General features: G+C 46.2%; 12 protein-coding genes and 1 riboswitch. Of the genes, 8 read left to right on the forward strand and 4 right to left on the reverse strand.

Annotated features, from left to right (window positions below):
- Window positions 1-306: 306 nt before the first annotated feature.
- On the forward strand, window positions 307-2,415 hold the full coding sequence (gene ppk1 / locus G9G54_RS18075; RefSeq protein ID WP_165179088.1) for a polyphosphate kinase 1: 2,109 nt from the start codon (window positions 307-309) through the stop codon (window positions 2,413-2,415).
- Here the strand turns inward: ppk1 and G9G54_RS18080 are convergent.
- Window positions 2,375-3,910 carry a Ppx/GppA phosphatase family protein gene (locus G9G54_RS18080; RefSeq protein WP_165179089.1) on the reverse strand — a complete coding sequence of 512 codons (1,536 nt, stop codon included), beginning with the start codon at window positions 3,908-3,910 and terminating at the stop codon, window positions 2,375-2,377. The genes ppk1 and G9G54_RS18080 overlap by 41 nt on opposite strands.
- A gap of 217 nt (window positions 3,911-4,127) precedes the next feature.
- On the opposite strand from G9G54_RS18080, the gene G9G54_RS18085 reads away from it, so the two are divergent.
- Together G9G54_RS18085 and sda are read left to right on the forward strand one after the other, a co-directional pair.
- Window positions 4,128-4,784 carry a YheC/YheD family protein gene (locus G9G54_RS18085; RefSeq protein WP_165179090.1) on the forward strand — a complete coding sequence of 219 codons (657 nt, stop codon included), beginning with the start codon at window positions 4,128-4,130 and terminating at the stop codon, window positions 4,782-4,784.
- A 282-nt stretch (window positions 4,785-5,066) separates the two neighbouring features.
- A complete protein-coding gene (gene sda / locus G9G54_RS18090) occupies window positions 5,067-5,210 on the forward strand; it encodes a sporulation histidine kinase inhibitor Sda (protein ID WP_007431918.1) in 144 nt (47 codons plus the stop codon).
- A 160-nt stretch (window positions 5,211-5,370) separates the two neighbouring features.
- Here sda and G9G54_RS18095 read toward each other — a convergent pair whose 3' ends face one another.
- Complete coding sequence (locus G9G54_RS18095) at window positions 5,371-6,375, reverse strand: NAD(P)/FAD-dependent oxidoreductase (protein ID WP_165179091.1); 1,005 nt, start codon at window positions 6,373-6,375, stop codon at window positions 5,371-5,373.
- Between the two features lie 244 nt (window positions 6,376-6,619).
- Here G9G54_RS18095 and G9G54_RS18100 point away from each other — a divergent pair, with 244 nt between their 5' ends.
- Complete coding sequence (locus G9G54_RS18100; protein WP_165179092.1) at window positions 6,620-7,810, forward strand: NAD(P)/FAD-dependent oxidoreductase; 1,191 nt, start codon at window positions 6,620-6,622, stop codon at window positions 7,808-7,810.
- A 202-nt stretch (window positions 7,811-8,012) separates the two neighbouring features.
- Here G9G54_RS18100 and hemQ read toward each other — a convergent pair whose 3' ends face one another.
- Complete coding sequence (hemQ, locus tag G9G54_RS18105; protein WP_061830116.1) at window positions 8,013-8,792, reverse strand: hydrogen peroxide-dependent heme synthase; 780 nt, start codon at window positions 8,790-8,792, stop codon at window positions 8,013-8,015.
- 345 nt (window positions 8,793-9,137) lie between these two features.
- Between hemQ and G9G54_RS18110 the strand changes: the two genes are divergently transcribed.
- The 4 genes from G9G54_RS18110 (at window position 9,138) to uvrC (ending at window position 14,534) form a co-directional block, all read left to right on the forward strand.
- Window positions 9,138-10,655 (forward strand): DnaD domain protein, encoded by a 1,518-nt coding sequence (locus G9G54_RS18110; RefSeq protein ID WP_165179093.1) that lies wholly within the window; start codon window positions 9,138-9,140, stop codon window positions 10,653-10,655.
- A gap of 247 nt (window positions 10,656-10,902) precedes the next feature.
- On the forward strand, window positions 10,903-11,850 hold the full coding sequence (dnaI, locus tag G9G54_RS18115; RefSeq protein WP_023990150.1) for a primosomal protein DnaI: 948 nt from the start codon (window positions 10,903-10,905) through the stop codon (window positions 11,848-11,850).
- Between the two features lie 125 nt (window positions 11,851-11,975).
- The gene (gene trxA / locus G9G54_RS18120) at window positions 11,976-12,293 is read left to right on the forward strand and encodes a thioredoxin (protein ID WP_010347861.1); all 318 of its coding nucleotides are present in this window, start codon (window positions 11,976-11,978) and stop codon (window positions 12,291-12,293) included.
- Between the two features lie 159 nt (window positions 12,294-12,452).
- On the forward strand, window positions 12,453-14,534 hold the full coding sequence (uvrC, locus tag G9G54_RS18125) for an excinuclease ABC subunit UvrC (protein WP_165179094.1): 2,082 nt from the start codon (window positions 12,453-12,455) through the stop codon (window positions 14,532-14,534).
- Here the strand turns inward: uvrC and G9G54_RS18130 are convergent.
- Window positions 14,503-16,233: a CPBP family intramembrane glutamic endopeptidase gene (locus G9G54_RS18130; protein WP_165179095.1), complete on the reverse strand. Its 1,731-nt coding sequence runs from the start codon at window positions 16,231-16,233 to the stop codon at window positions 14,503-14,505. The two genes, uvrC and G9G54_RS18130, sit on opposite strands and share 32 nt — an antisense overlap.
- A 261-nt stretch (window positions 16,234-16,494) precedes the next feature.
- Window positions 16,495-16,648: riboswitch (cyclic di-AMP (ydaO/yuaA leader) on the forward strand.
- Window positions 16,649-16,871 lie beyond the last annotated feature (223 nt).

The following is a 16,871-nucleotide window of genomic DNA, read 5'->3' on the forward strand; positions in this document are numbered from 1 at the left end:
ACGTAAATCCTCCCTATATCATGCCATTTGAAAATCAGCAATTGAACGTGGCTACTAAGTGATTACTACACATCGTAATGAACATAAACAACTGAAAAAGGAACGGTTCGTCAATCTACTCTATGAAACAGACGTAAACACTGTACCGCTTAATGCTATTTTTGTAAAGCGTCCGAATGACCTTTTCATACATCCAGTTTGTGTTTACACACATTTTACATTGCGTTTACACTGCTGTGATGCTAGTGCGTTTCATCTAATAGTACAATAAAGGGTAACTATACTGCATGAATTGATGGAGGCCATATGTTGATAGAGAGTCAGAATAAGGATAAAGCCGGGTCAGAACGTTACTTTAACCGAGATTTAAGCTGGATTGAATTTAATCGCCGTGTGCTTCAGGAAGCTCAGGATGCAGATACACCGTTGCTGGAGAGAGCCAAATTTTTGGCGATTGTATCTAGCAATTTGGATGAGTTTATGGCTGTTCGTGTTGCAGAGACGCGCGAGAAGATCAAGGCGGGTTTTATGCAAAAGGATTTTACGGGATATACCCCCTCCGGTTTGTACAAACGTCTGATCAAGCGTACCGCCTCGATGGTATCGGAACAATACCGGACCTATCGTGATATTTCTCGCCTCTTGACGAAAAAAGGTCTTTTACTGCTCGAATATGAAGACTTAAATACAACACAGCGCAAGTCGCTGGATGCATATTTTCATGAAATTATATTTCCGGTACTCACGCCGATGGCGGTCGATCAGAGCCGTCCTTTTCCACTCGTTCACAATAAATACGTATATTTAGCGGTCGTCTTGAGACGTCCCGGGGATACGGAGGAGGATAAACCGCTTTTTGCCATTGTGCAGGTGCCTTCGAATATTCCACGTGTTGTTACGGTGCCTTTGCGGTCGAACAGCAAGAAGAAATCATTTATTTTAATTGAGGAACTAATCAAGCATCACATCCAAACGCTGTTCACCGGATATGTTCCGGAGGCGGTTCATGCCTTTCGTGTTACGCGTAACTCCGATTTATCCATTAATGAAGAAGAGATCGAAGATTTGCTCGAAGAGATTGAAAAAGAGCTGCGTCGAAGACGCCGGGGGGCGCCGGTTAGACTGGAAGTAGAAAAAGGGATTCATCCCTATGCCTTGATGGAGCTTCAACGCGAATTCAAGCTGTTCGATCATGTGTTTGAGATGGACGGGCCGTTGGATCTGACATTTTTGTCGTCTTTTGCCGATCATTTGGAGGGGTATTCGCATTTGAAATTTCCGGCAATCAAACCACTGTATCCGGAAGAACTGCCCCCACAAGAGGATATTTTCAACGTACTTCGCAAACGGGACGTGCTCGTGTACCATCCATATGAATCATTCGATGCGGTAACTGATTTTATCATTGAGGCATCAGAAGACCCGGATGTGATGGCAATCAAAATGACCCTGTACCGTGTCAACGGGGAATCGAAGTTGATTCCGGCATTGGCACGTGCGGCCGAATCGGGCAAGCAGGTAACGGTGGTGGTGGAGCTAAAAGCCCGTTTTGACGAGGAACGTAATATTGCCTGGGCGCGTAAGCTTGAAAAAGCAGGCTGTCATGTAGTGTATGGGTTGGTTGGCTTGAAGACGCACGCCAAAATCATTCTTGTCATACGTCATGAGCGCAACGCACTCAAACGATATGTGCACGTAGGCACAGGCAATTATAATGAAAGCACGGCGCGCGTGTATACGGATATCGGATTGTTTACGTCAGATCCGGTACTTGGCGAGGATGCCTCCGAACTGTTTAATGAAATCACGGGATTCTCTGCGCTCAAGACTTTGCAAGCTTTTACGGTGGCTCCAACGGGAATGAAGAACAAGCTGTTTGAACTCATCCGTAGGGAAGCTGAGCAAGCATTGGCAGGTAAGCCCGCCCGGATTATTGCCAAGATCAACTCCTTATCCAATCAAGAGATGATCGATGAACTATATGCAGCTTCCCAGGCAGGTGTGAAGATTGATCTTATCATTAGAGGGGTTTGTTGTTTGCGTCCCGGTGTGGAAGGATTCAGCGAGAACATACGTGTCATCAGTATTGTAGACCGCTTCCTGGAGCATTCCAGATTGTTTTATTTTGAAAATGGAGGCAAGTCCGAGTTATTTCTGTCCAGTGCAGATTGGATGACGCGCAATTTGACCCGCCGAATTGAACTGATGTGCCCGATTTATGATGACGGGATCAAAGAAATGCTGGCAGATATTCTGCATTTATCGTTAAGGGATAATGTGAAGGCGCGCCAGCTTTTGCCTAATGGCAGCTATCAATTTGTATCCAGAAACGACAAAGAGGCTCCTATCAGGAGCCAATCTGAAGCGATGAAGGTTAGAAATTGGAAGAAGGTAGAATGGACCACGACAATGTAAGGTTCCACGCCTTTTGAAAATCCTTGGCAACCGATTCTAGCTCCCGTTGTTCTAATATGGGTTCACTCTTGCTTTCCAGACGAAGATGCAGTGCGTCATCCCCTGTAGTGGGATTGATGCTGGTAATCATTCCCGACTCACTCCGATCCATGCCAATCGCGAGCTGGAGCAGCGAGCCGAGCCGATGTACACGTTCCTCGTCGGAAGGCTCCAAAATATCGGCATGTGTGCGTAGCAAACGGGGAGTCCGGTTCTTGGGATGGTAATCCGCGATCAACGCGGCTAGTACCGTTTCCCTATGGGATAAACCGCCAATGCCTGCATGTAAAATCCAGAATACGGAATTCTGGCGGAAATGATAGTAATTCAAGGCAGCCCCCGTTTTGTAAAGAGTTGCTGCGGTCAGTAACAAACGTTTGTCCATAGCAGCTGAGGTTCCGCTAGCCAATGTGTCATAGAGCCGGACGGCGTACTCGTTAACCCGCTTGACATGCGCTTCGCTAACCGGGACAGCAAACGAAAGGATATTGCGAATGGATGTGATAAGCGGATTAGCTACCACGGGCTGTTCAGCGTTGACCAGCTCATGAAATAGGCCGTCTCGCAGACCCGCTCCACTGACCAGATACGCTGAGCCTTGAGCAGCTTCAAATATCGTTTTCAATATAATAAGACCCGGTACAATGATGTCGGCTCTGTCCTTGGACAGGCCGGCTGTTTTTTTGCGTTTTTCATAGGGAAGATGGGGCAGACTGCCATAGAAGTAATCGACATCTTCTATCGTCATTTCGTAATGGTGCGTCACAGGAAGTGAGTAATCCTGCCGTTTCTGATTAATTTTAGCCAAAGTACGCAGGGTTCCACCTAGCCCGATGAATGGCAGACCCGGATTGGAGAAGATCCAATCATGATTTTGCAGGGAAGAACGGACAAAGCTCTCCATTTCCTCAATCTGCTGAGGAGACCATTCGCCATTCTTGACCTCACGTCCAAAGCGCCAATTCATATTGACGGCGCCAAAGGGAAATGACACCGTATGCAGTCGTTCTCGATCGCGGAACAGCGTAATTTCGGTACTGCCACCCCCGATGTCAATAATGATTCCGTCACTTACATTCATAGTGTTCACTACGCCCAGAAAACCGGCATAGCCTTCTTGCTCCCCGCTCAGTATTTCCAGTGTTAAATTTGTCTCCTCCGCGATCCATTGGACGATTTCGTCCGAATTCGTGGCATTGCGGATGGCTGCTGTTGCTGCTGCACGCATACGGACCACCCCGTGCATATGGCATACCGCCATAAATTGGCGCAGCAATGGAGCGATGCTTCGAATCGCCTCCCGTTCCATACGGCCGTTGGCCCCAACCTTTTCGCTCAGTCGGGCAGCTTCTTTGCATTCCTGCACAATTCGATAGGCTCCTGTCTCTGTCATTTCATAGATCACCAGACGTATGGAGTTTGAGCCAATGTCCATGATGCCAATTTTGCTATTCATGAGTTGACCTCCTTGTTGAAAAAACGATTTGCCGGTAATTTCCGTTGCTCCGTGCAAATGGTAGTAGATTATTGTCATTGTACCAGTGATGTTCGGTGCATGCTACCGTTCGCCATGATCTTGTCGAAATAGGCACATGCCGCGGACAATCATCCAAGAATAGAACATTCCTGTTGAGTATGTATAAGTATACCTGACGGCGAAAGGAGAGGGTTAGATGAGACAACTTGCAAGCAAATGGCTAAAGACGAAGGCGCTGCTCCACCATCCACATACCGCCGTTTATATACCGGAAACCTGTCTATATAGTGAAGAACAATTGCGCATGATGCTGCGGCGGCATGCTTTTGTATTTATAAAACCAGTGAAAGGAGGCGGAGGAGTCGGAGTCATGCGTGTGGCAAAGGAGCGTAGGGGATACACCTGTACGCGTATGGAGCACACGCACCGGTTCAGTCATTTTAGAGCGCTTGTAATCGGAATCCATAAGCTCCGAATCCAACGTCCATATCTCATTCAACAAGGCATCCAACTGGCAAGTATTCAAGGTAGACCTGTCGACTATCGAGTCAAAGTTGTGAAGGAAGGGCAGAGATGGGATTTTCGTGCGGTGGTTGCACGTCATGCTCGGCCTGGGCTGGTCATTACGAATCTGTGCAAAGGGGGAACTTTGCTGAAGGGAACAGAGGCGCTTCGGATGATATATCCCCGGCGGCTTGCTATTCAAAAGCGGCGAGAGATCATTGAACTTACACAACGCTGTATTCCTGTACTGGAAAGGAGATTTCCCGGGATCGGACAACTGGGATTTGATTACGGGCTTGATCAGAGTGGACGGGTATGGATTTTAGAGGTTAATACAAGACCGCAATAAATTTCTGATTTCTTTAAAAAAATTCCAATATAATCTATTAACAAGACGCTAAATAAAATATATTTGTATAAATAATAAAAATATTTTTTTTTTGTTCGAGCGTCAAAATTCTGTGTATAAATATTGTCCACATTATCCCCTGTCACATATATGGGTTAACGACACTTACCAACAATTTATACACAGGATTTCCACAATTGACTGTGGATAACAGAACGCTTGTTCCGATTTTGGTATTTTGATAGAATAGATTTTGAAATAAAAGGAAAGGTTGTGTCGAGGATGGCTATGCTGACGGATGAAATGCTTTTGGATTCCTATCAGATGGCAATCGAGCTTAAACTTGAATGTGACTTCATTGCACTGTTGCTGGCTGAGATTCACAAAAGAAATCTAGAGATGAATACAGCCGTAGTCCTTCATTAGACCGGACAAGCTCTCGTACTGCGACTGTAAAGTCATTCAGGGTTCGAATGACTTTGCAGACAATCACTGCAACGAATAGGCACACCGTAAAGAAGGGTATTTCACTCCAAAGATTCAAATTTGGAGTAAAATACCCTTTTTTGTCATAGTCTAAACTAGACTACAATTTCATGTTACTGCTGTGGCCAGGAGACAACTTGGCATCTGGATCTACATAGACCTTGGCGTTGTTGACTGCCGTAGGAGCTTCACCAAAGCCGACCGCAATCAGCTTGAGCTTGCCTGGATAGGTCGTAATGTCCCCTGCGGCGAAAATGCCCGGAATATTTGTTTCCTGGCGAGAATCGACCACGATAGAGTTACTTTCGATTTCAATTCCCCATTCAGCAATCGGGCCAAGTGTGGATACAAATCCAAAGTTAACGATCACATCGTCCACTTCGATTTCCTGTGTTTCTTTGGTTTTTACATGAGCAAGAGTGACTTTCGTAATCTTGTCTTCTCCATGCAACTCTGTAATTTCCGTTGGTGTAATAACGTTTACTTTGGAAGCGAGGAGGTTTTCGACACTGTGTTCATGCGCACGGAATTTGTCACGGCGGTGAATCAATGTAACCTGTTCTGCAATCGGTTCTAGCATAAGTGCCCAGTCTACAGCAGAGTCACCACCACCACTGATTAGCACTTTTCGGCCTGCAAATTTGCTCAGGTCGCTGACAAAGTAATGCAGGTTCGTTTTTTCAAAACGCTCGGCACCTGGAAGCTCCAGTCTGCGCGGCTCGAAAGCACCAACGCCAGCGGTAATAATAACCGCTTTACCATGATACTCGCCACCTTTGTCTGTTTTTACAATGAAGTGGCGTTCTTCCTTTTTCTCTAACGATACGACTTTCTCTTCTAGCTGCACCTCTGGATTAAAGTGGTTCATTTGTTGAACCAAATTGTTAACCAGTTCTTGTGCAGTCACTTTAGGAAAGCCAGCAACGTCATAAATATATTTTTCAGGATAAAGGGCTGCAAGCTGGCCGCCCAGTTGGGGCATACTTTCAATTAAGGTGACGGATGCCTGACGCATTCCTCCGTAAAAAGCGGCGAAAATACCGGCTGGACCGCCTCCGATAATAATCAGATCGCGGATCTCCGCACCTGTGGATTGAGCTGTCACTCTAAAAACACCTCCGAAAGGGATAGTATGGGATTTGTAGATATTGAATCAGCCGCATAGAGGTTCAGATAGCCGCCGAACGCATGATTCACTGTTTATCATTATAAACTGCTGGGTTCCGCTTGCAAAGTTAAAGCGATTAATATTTGATGAAGACTTTTCTGTGAGTATCAATTAACCGTTTTGAGAGAACAGCTGTGAACAATTAATGATTATGATTATGTATATCGGAAGGGGTAGAAGCATGAGCAGTATTCCCAAAATTGTCATTGTGGGCGCCGGATATGGCGGTATATTGACGGCTCAGCAATTGCAAAAGGAGCTCAAGCACAATGAGGCGGATGTCACGCTGATTAACCGTCATGATTACCACTATATTACGACACATCTTCATATGCCTGCGGCAGGTACAGATACGATTGAACATTCAAGGATTCCGATTGCGCAGCTAATCGATGAGTTCAAGGTGGATTTAGTCAAAGGAACGGTTAAGGAAATCATACCAAAGGAGAAAAAAATCGTGCTGGAGGATGGCTCGCTGTCCTACGATTATTTGGTCATCGGACTAGGCGGGGAGCCAGAAACATTCGGTATTCCGGGGATGGATAAGTTCGCGCTGACGATTCGCAGTATTAACTCGGTTCGCCTGATTCGTGAGCATATTGAATACCAACTGGCCTTGTATAAAAATGATGGTAAGCCAGGTCGCCTCAATTTTGTCGTTGGGGGCGCTGGTTTCAGCGGGATTGAGTTTGTAGCGGAGTTGGCGGATCGTTTGCCACAGCTCGCTAGAGCGTATGACGTCGATTTTAACCGGATTCAAATCATTAACGTCGAGGCAGCTCCTACGGCACTGCCAGGGTTCGATCCTGAACTGGTGGAGTATGCGATGGATGTCCTTAAGCGTAAAGGGGTCACCTTCCGCATTGGAATTCCGATTAAGGAATGCTTACAGGATGGTGTAATCGTTGGTGAGGGTGAGAAAATCGAAGCCTGCACGGTGGTCTGGACGGGAGGGATTCGTGGGAACGGATTAATTGAGAAAGCCGGATTCGAAGTGATGCGCGGAAGGGTGAAAATCGACGATTTTCTGCGTGCACCGGGCCACGATGATATTTTTATTATCGGGGACAGCTCCCTGATGTTTAATCCCGAAGGACGTCCTTATCCACCGACTGCCCAAATTGCGATGCAGCAAGGGGTCCTTTGTGCCAAGAATCTGGCCGCTACTCTTCGCAAAAAGGAGCTGCACAAGTTCGTATTTTCTAACAAAGGGACGGTTGCTTCGCTTGGAAAAGGCGAAGCCGTCGCCGTGGTGGGCAAACGTAAAATAAAAGGTTGGGTGGCCGCACAATTGAAAAAAATTGTGGATCTCCGCTATCTGTTCATCATTGGCGGAATTCCACTGGTACTGAAAAAAGGGCGGTTTTTCTAACCTCAGACGAGTAGTCAACATGCAAAAACAATACGAGCAGAAAAAGGTTTCCACAGCTCTTATACAGGAGCTCGGAGGCCTTTTTTTCATTGTTCTTGTTTTCTATTATAGTTTTAGGTCTTAAAAAAAGGATTCCGTCGTCCCGAAAGTGGGAGTTCACGAAATCCTCGGTTTTATTCAGTAAAGAGTTGATGTCTGCGTCTTACAGCTTCAACATGTCTTCAAATGTCTCTTCATTCAACACGCTGCCGACATAGAAGGAGCCGAATTCACCGTAACGGGCACTGACTTCATCAAAACGCATTTCGTAGATTAGCTTCTTGAACTGAAGTGCGTCATCGGAGAACAGTGTTACACCCCATTCCCAATCGTCAAAGCCGACAGAACCGGAAATGATTTGCTTTACTTTGCCAGCATAGCTGCGTCCAATTAAACCGTGGCTGCGCATCAAGGTGCGACGCTCGTCCATCGAAAGCATATACCAGTTGTCGTCCAGGTCACGTTTTTTGTTCATTGGATAGAAGCAAATATAACGCGCCTTGTTTAATACGGGCTTCAAGCGTGCAACGATTTGTGGATTTTGCATTGGATCTTCATCTTTGCTCAAATAATTACTTAGTTCCACCACACTCACATAAGAATAGGTTTTGGTTGTATATTTGGCGAAGGTTGTTTTGTTAAAGTCATTTTCCAGTTTATTGAGGTCTTCCAGCGTTTCGCGCAGGTGCATCATGACAAAATCAGCCTTTTGTCCGACTATAGTATAGACAGCTGAGCTGCCCAGACCCGCTTCCTCGGTAACGTTCCATTCCTTCATAAACTCTTGAAGCTCGTCCAGTGCTCCGGCGCGCTCTTCATCGTCTGCGGTCTTCCATGCTGTCCAGTTGATGGACCGGAAATCGTGAAGCGCATACCAGCCTTCCAGTGTGGAGGCTACTTCGTTGGGTGTTGCTGGGGTTTGTTGTGGTTGATGTTGACTCACGATCTACACTCCTTTACGATCTGTAAATGATAATCGGCTTAGCCGAACTATGTGTACTTCCTTATATCTTTCCTGTATCCAATACGTGATGCTTAACCATTATATTGTAGCTCAAAGTAAAGCTTTTCACCAATGAAAGAAGTGTGAAGAATTTTATTTTTACCATGATGCAGGTCACAAAGTCATAAAATAGTTAGTATTCTCGAAAAAAGTAGAACTCAGACGAATATGGCTGCCAAAAAGGAGAACAATTGCCCTTATTTTGTTGGCCCCACCAGAAGGCAAGTATGATAGAATAGAAAAACATCTTGGAGACCGTTATGTCAGGAAAGGAAGAATGTTGGAATGCGGATGAAAAACCTGCTGCACTATACTGAGAACCACCGCTATTGCGTTTATCGGGAATTTGGCTTGAGCGCACTGGATGAATTGATGCTGGGAAGCGTCTATCAGCCGATGGTAGGCGCATTTGCGGTCAGTCTGTATCGACTGTTGTTCCAGCATGTGCCAGTTGGACAAATTGGTTATTCGCCGTTGGAACAGCAGCGTCGCCTTTTTCTGACACTGGGACTGGAGCCGAGTGAAAAGGGACGCAAGTATTTGATTGAACAGACCTCCAAACTGGAGGCCGTCGGTCTGTTACAGACGTCCAGGCTGTATGCACCCGAAACGGACGACTATATGTATGAATATGAGATGCAGCCGCCGCTCGCACCTGCTGAATTTTTCAGAACGCAGCATCTCACCCTTTTGTTGAGAGACAAAATCGGTAAGTTTGCAGTGCTTTCTCTGAGAGAATCATTGTGGAGCAGAGAATCTAGCGAATGGTCGCAATCTTCCTATAATAAAGAGAATATTTCGATTCCTTTCTACGAGTTATTTGAACTGAATACCCATGTTATAGATTATGAACTGGAGCAGGCGCTGTCCGAGGTGTCCACTAGCCGTCAGACTGGAGCACTAGCGCCAGAATCGGAGGAAGCATTGAATTATGCAGATATTATTCTCCGTTTTCCGCGTGAATCTGCCAATCGTAAGCACGTGGAACGTCTTCGGTTTGAGCACGAGCAGTTAGGCATGGTCAATTACGTTGTTCGCAAATTTGACCTTTCTGTACAGGATATTAGTCGCTTGCTGGATGAGGATGGTATTTTTACCGAAGCAGGCGATTTGTTGCTTGACGAGCTTCAGCTTCGGGCTAGTCAGCACTCCAGACAGGATCGGAAGCGTCAGGAGGAACAGCAGGTACAGGCCGCCAAAGTGGTCGCCTTGCGCCAGAGGGAAACTTCCACATCTGAAGAGCCGCCTGCAGAACAGGCTGTGGAAATGGAATTTTATGTGGAGGTTCCACCACAATTCACAGCCAAATGTGACATTCACCAGTATAATATGATGTTGCGCAACGAGCCTTATCGTCGCTTGCTGCAAACCTTTTTCCCCGGCACGGTTCCCGGTAACCTGCTGGATATATTCGAGAAAATTGATATCAGCTATAAGCTGCCCGGTGAAGTCATCAACGTGCTGATCCATTATTTGATGTCACTGCTCGTATCTGGGAGCGATCAGCGGATTAACCGCAACTTTGTCGAGGCCGTTGCTTCCAACATGCTGCTTAAGCAGGTAAACACTTACGAGAAAGCCGTTCAATATATAAGGGATCAAGCCAAGGTAAAAGGAAAACAGTCCTCTGCTTCTCCTTCCGGCGGCCGATCCCGCGCATATGCCAAAAATAATGGGCCTGCCAAGCCATCCATTCCAATCGTTCAGGATCACCCTTCCGAGGAGTCTGTATCTGAGGAAGAATTGGATGAATTGCTGCGTCTGGCTGAACGAATGCAATCCGGAAAACAGAAAAAGGTCTAGTGAATTTTAGGTTTTATGAAACTATTAAGCGAAGCCAATTCAAATAGATGTCGACTTTATGGCGGTCAGTAGCGGAGCGGATGGAATCGTTCTGGAGAAGCGATAGCGTTCGCCTTTGCCACCGGATTTTCACCTTTAAATTTCTATTACGATAGAAAAAATCTGGTGGCAACAGCGATCGTAAGAATGATCCATCCGCGAAGCGTCTCCCCCATAACTCTGCACATTTTAGAAAGGAGGAGCGTTCTTGGAATCACTGGGCGATTTGCTACAGCAGATGCAGAACCCTTCGTTTCGCCAGCGCACTCGCAATGTAGCCGATCAAGTTCTAAATGATCCGCTCGTGCAGGAGTTTTGTGCTGCGCATCCTGATGTGGACGAAACACAATTGCGACTCAACATGAGCATGCTCTTTCAGTATGCCCGGGATCGTCGAAATTGCGACAATTGTCCGGGGCTGGAACAGTGTCCTAACGATTTTCAGGGCCACTTTTGTAAGCTGGGCGTGGAATATCCGAATGGAACAGCCGAAATCGTGGACATTCGGACCCCATGTGCGAAGTTGGTTGCTTCCCAACATGAACAACGGGTGCGTCAGAGAATTAAAAGCTTTTATGTGGATGAACGGGCACTTCTTGAGGGATATAACGCTCTTGAGATTGCGCGCAAAGATTCACAACGTATGCCTGCCGTCACACAGCTATTCCGTTACATTGAAGAAACGAAAAGTCAGGGTCTATCCAAAAAAGGACTGTATCTGGAAGGTACGTTTGGTACGGGTAAAACTTTTTTGATGGGCTATCTATTGCACGAGCTGGCTCTGTCGGGTCTGAACGGTGTGATCGTGTATATGCCTGATTTTGTGGAGGACTTAAAGTCCATGATTCAGGATGGACAGAAGCTGAAGGAAACGACCGAAATGCTCAAAAATTGTGATCTGCTCGTATTTGACGATATTGGTGCCGAAAATTTAAGCCCGTGGGTACGGGACCATGTGATGGGTTCTATTTTGAATTACCGAATGAACCGCAAACCTACTTTTTATACTTCCAATTATTCGTTGCAGGGGCTGGAGAAGCATCTCAGCTTTACGAGCAAGGACGGAGAGGAAATGTACAAAGGACAACGCTTGATGGACCGGATTCGTCCTTTTGTAGATGTCATTACCGTAAAGGGAAAAAATCAGCGGGGGTAAGCGTTTATCCGTCTGCTATTTTGATATCTTACAATTAAAAGACTATTGTGATATAATTAAAAGGTGTCGAAACAGACATTACAGGTTATAATAATCTTGACTTTTCTATAAAGGAGGAACATACAATGGCAATTGTTAACGTGTCCGATCAATCCTTCAACGCAGAAGTCGAAGGCACAGGAACCGTTTTGGTTGATTTTTGGGCGCCATGGTGCGGTCCTTGCAAAATGATCGCTCCTATTCTGGAGGATCTGTCCACAGAAGTTGGCGACAGCGTCAAAATCGCGAAGGTGAACGTGGATGAAAATCCAGAGTCTGCTTCCCGTTTCGGCGTGATGAGTATTCCTACCCTGATCGTCTTCAAAGACGGACAGCCTGTCGATAAAGTGGTAGGTCTGAACTCCAAAGAAGCACTGAAAAGCATGCTTACTAAACACCAATAATCATCGCATGTGACCCATGCTCCCGCGGGGGCTTGGTGGAGCGGCCATGAAAGGTCAATGCCTCCGGTTGTAAATACCGGGGGCGTTTTTGTGTACTATCCTATATATTATAAATAGTTAGTTGAGTAATCATTATGAATGGAAGGAGGAACCGGGCGAATGAAACCTTATGCGGAGGACTTGCAGAATCAGGAAAAGGCGCTGGAGAACATACGGCATAAATTAGCGTTACTGCCGGATGCATCAGGCTGTTACCTGATGAAGAATAGCGAAGGCACCATTATTTATGTCGGCAAGGCCAAAGTGTTGAAAAACCGGGTCCGTTCCTATTTTACAGGTAGCCATAACGGCAAGACGCAGCGATTGGTTTCCGATATCCGTGATTTTGAATATATCGTTACAGGCAGTAATATGGAGGCGCTCATTTTGGAGTGCAACCTCATTAAAAAGTACCAGCCGCGTTATAACGTGCTATTGAAGGATGATAAAACCTTTCCGTATTTGAAAATTACGAACGAGGCACACCCCAAGCTGGAGGTGACCCGTCGCGTTCTGAAAGATAAAGCAAAATATTTTGGACCGTACCCCAATTCCTACGCGGCACATCAGACGAAGAAGCTGCTGGATCGTATGTATCCGTTACGCAAGTGTGGTGTAATGCCCAAGGAAGTATGCCTGTATTATCACATGCATCAATGTTTGGGGCCTTGTGTGAAAGAGGTCGAGAAGGAAACGTATGACCAGATTGGTCAGGAGATTGGTTCCTTTTTAAGCGGGGGACATGAGGAAATTAAAAAGGATCTTCAGCGTAAAATGCAGGAGGCCGCAGAGGAATTGTACTTTGAGCGGGCCAAGGAGCTGCGAGATCAGATTATCAGCATCGACGCGATGATGGAAAAGCAGAAAATCACCACATCGGATGCGAAGGATCGAGATGTATTCGGTTTTTCAGTAGATAAGGGCTGGATGTGTGTACAAATCCTATATGTCCGCAAAGGTAAAATGATCGAGCGCCATATGTCGACTTTTCCTTTCTACGGTGAAGCTTACAGTGATTTTATGTCCTATGTGACGCAATATTATAGTGACAACCCGGCAGTGCCGCAAGAAATATTGCTGCCAGATTCTCCTAGGCTGATGCAGGCAGAACAGGTCAATGTCGATCAACCGGTTGCGGCAGAAACTGTACTCCACAGTGCAGCTACAACCGATGCTACCGGACAGATAGATGAGAAAGCGATACAAACGGAGACAGAGCCTTCTGCTGACTCATTGCTGGTGGCTGAAGAACGGGCAACTTATGCAGCAACAAATCAAGACCAAGTTGGTGACCAAGATACCGGAGTAAAGGAAACAGAAACCCAACTATCCGGTGGACTGGAGGACCCGAGTACGGCGGCTCTCGCTCTGGCTGAATGGTTGGATGTAAAGGTACTTGTACCGCAGCGTGGACTGAAAAAGCAAATGACAGGCATGGCGACGGAAAATGCACGTGTTGCTTTGGATGAGAAGTTTAAGCTGATCGAGCGGGATGAGGAACGGACATCCAAAGCTGCAAGCAATCTCGGACGTGCCATTGGACTGGATAGCTTGCACCGGGTGGAGGCGTTTGATAACTCCAACATCCAGGGTTCCGATCCAGTCTCAGCCATGATCGTGTTTATTGATGGCAAGCCTGCCAAGAAGGAGTATCGAAAATATAAAATCCGTTCTGTGCAGGGACCCGATGATTATGAAACAATGCGTGAGGTTATCCGACGTAGATATGAACGTGTGCTTAAGGAAAATTTGGAACGTCCCGACTTGATCGTTGTCGATGGTGGACGTGGACAAATTAAGGCGGCGACCGATGTATTGCAAAATGAGCTGGGTTTGTTCATTCCTGTGTGTGGGCTGGTGAAGGATGCCAAACATAGAACTTCCCAACTATTAGTGGGAGAGTCCTCTGAGGCCGTGACACTTGCACGCAATAGCGAAGAATTTTATCTGCTGCAACGGATTCAGGACGAGGTTCACCGTTTTGCCATCACGTTCCACCGCGAGCAACGCGGCAAATCTATGGTAACTTCCCGGCTGGACTCTATTCCAGGCATCGGCGAGAAACGGCGTAAGTTACTGCTTAAGCATTTTGGATCGCTCAAAAAAATAAGAGAGGCCAGTGTCGAAGACTTCCGGCCTCTCTCTATTGGGGATAAGCTTGCGCGTCAGATTATAGCTGCCCTTCGGGAGGAGGAGTCGTAGAATACGGCTCCTCTTTTTTTATAGGTTCAAACATAATTCGATTTGGCTTTTTAGGACTAAACCAATAAATGATGTAACCCACGATGGCTGGAAGTAAGATCCAGAATAGACCAGCGCTCACATTCACAGTGTCTCCCAGGCTCATCACACTAAGTCCCATTAAAATGCTGTCAAAAATAACGTGGCTGAACATGGCGGCAATAAAGCCGTAACGCAGGAACACAAAACTGAACAGCAAACCAAGAAAAGTCAGCTCAATAGGTCTGGAAATCACCGGATAGATTGGATAAAGTGTATGTCCCAGTGCCCAAATCAGCGTGGTGATCAGACACGCAACAAAAGTATTTTTCACTATTTTTTTGACCATCGGAATACCAAACAGACGGTAGACAGTCTCTTCTCCAATACCTGCCATCCAGGCCATAATCGGCAGTAGCCATGGATAAGCCATATTGTAAGGGGATTGCGTGGCATCTGTGGTGGAGAATGTATTAAATGTGCGCTCCAGTATAAAGAACAAAATGGATTGTACCCCGAGTAAAATAAAGGCCCACAAGTAGCCAACATACATACTGCGAAGCACATACAGCCCGTAGCCCGGCTCTTTTGCACGTGGCCATGCATTCAGTCCAACCTGACGCATAAGCCCGTCACCGCCGACCAAGGAGAAGTAGAGCGCTACAGCCATGACGAAGGTAACACCAATCTGGAAAACCATAAGAAATATAAGCATGCCCTTACCGCCTGCTTCTGCTTGCAATAAAGGCAGCATGTTCATGGTCCCAGCTATACTAGCAATAAAGTATACAACGGATAGAACAATGCCGCGTACAAATGAAGTATGTCGTCGGGTGAGTGACGCATACACAATGGCAAGTACACCCAGTACAAAGCTAAATAGGGCATAACCCGCATAGGTCATCCAATTCGCCCAAAATGTTTGCTTTTCGATATAATCGGTATAGGACGACGGGGCCGAAAAGCTTTGAGTGAAGGAGCGAACATCACCGTCTTCAAAAGTAAAAGCCAGTGTAAGTACCGAGGCGCCGATTTTTTTATCGTCTACGGTATACTTTAATCCGCCTTCTTGTTCAGTGGTCGCAAGCTTCAAATCCGACGGCTTAAAGCCAAAGCGCTTGACCCATACTGCGGCCGCCTGCTCCTTGGCTTCGAGGGTCATGCCGTCCTCAGCCACACGTACAAGCCTGTTACGTGCTTGTTCATCCGTAGAAATATCAGCCTGTGTGTAATTGGTGCTGGAGGTGATTCGTTTAAAGCTAACGACCTTGCCAGTGGATAAATCCACATGAATTTGCAGCTTACTCTTCGCTGAGGATTCAGGCAGATCGACCCGAAAGGTTTCGTAAGGGTAACTCTTTTTCCATGTACGGTCGTACTGTTGAAGCAGTTTTTCTCTAGATAAATAACCGTACAAATCTGTTTCGGCCTGATAGGTCACGACGGGCTCCTCAGGCTGTGATTCAGTATAGCCCAGCTCGGAGCGGGCGAAGTCCAATGCGTGTATGACCGCTTCTTGTTTGCTGATGACCTTTGCGTTCATTACTGATTCTGGACTCGGATTGCTAAGCGAGGGAATAAGCAATTGAAAGATAAAAAAGCAAATCAGGCCAATCCCGCCCAGCAAGCCTAATTTTTTGAAGTTGGCCGTGAGCACGACCGGTTTCCCGATAGGATTCATGAGTTTCCTCCTTAATCTGTAAATAAGAACATCCATTAAAGATATCATACTGCACAGGTTCCCGCCAACAGACTAGCGATATTCATGAAAATAGAGTGAAAGCACTTTAAAGTTCCAATAAAATTAGATAAGCTGCGATTAAACGATGCCCATTCGCAAAATAAAGCCAATTTCACGTTTTTTCGGCGAAATCGGTTTTGTGATCTGGATATAGAAGGATTATAATCTTGAGGCAATGCCTATAAAATACATAGGTAATGATATACAGTTGAGCCGAATTTCTATGGGAAAACGGGGGAACCATGTTACTGGGGTGAATTTTACAGCCGATCACTGGTGGATCGGAAGTGTAAATAGGGCATACTGTGCTGCCCGAATCCGTCAGCTAACCTCGTAGGCTATGAGCAGGAACCAAGTCAGGCACTCGGTTTTCCGGTGTCTTTTTTTGTGCGTATAAAAGTGTTTGGATTGGTTAGACCGCTGCGGGTGCAGATTATTCTTCCGATTGCTGTTATCCCCGGATTTTTTGATTGTATACCCCCTTTAATGGTTAAAATCCGGAGATAAAGGCAAACGCTTCGCTTCTTCAGAACAATTCTGCCCCCTTCGCTACTGCGCGCCATTAGCACAGGGGGATC

Origin of the sequence: Paenibacillus sp. EKM212P (assembly GCF_011066115.1) — a bacterium.
Taxonomy (GTDB): domain Bacteria; phylum Bacillota; class Bacilli; order Paenibacillales; family Paenibacillaceae; genus Paenibacillus; species Paenibacillus polymyxa_B.

Coding starts and splice junctions, on each gene's coding strand:
- ppk1 (WP_165179088.1), top strand. CDS start 307: ATGTTGATAGAGAGTCAGAATAAGGATAAAGCCGGGTCAGAACGTTAC.
- G9G54_RS18080 (WP_165179089.1), bottom strand. CDS start 3,910: ATGAATAGCAAAATTGGCATCATGGACATTGGCTCAAACTCCATACGT.
- G9G54_RS18085 (WP_165179090.1), top strand. CDS start 4,128: ATGAGACAACTTGCAAGCAAATGGCTAAAGACGAAGGCGCTGCTCCAC.
- sda (WP_007431918.1), top strand. CDS start 5,067: ATGGCTATGCTGACGGATGAAATGCTTTTGGATTCCTATCAGATGGCA.
- G9G54_RS18100 (WP_165179092.1), top strand. CDS start 6,620: ATGAGCAGTATTCCCAAAATTGTCATTGTGGGCGCCGGATATGGCGGT.
- G9G54_RS18110 (WP_165179093.1), top strand. CDS start 9,138: ATGCGGATGAAAAACCTGCTGCACTATACTGAGAACCACCGCTATTGC.
- trxA (WP_010347861.1), top strand. CDS start 11,976: ATGGCAATTGTTAACGTGTCCGATCAATCCTTCAACGCAGAAGTCGAA.
- uvrC (WP_165179094.1), top strand. CDS start 12,453: ATGAAACCTTATGCGGAGGACTTGCAGAATCAGGAAAAGGCGCTGGAG.
- G9G54_RS18130 (WP_165179095.1), bottom strand. CDS start 16,233: ATGAATCCTATCGGGAAACCGGTCGTGCTCACGGCCAACTTCAAAAAA.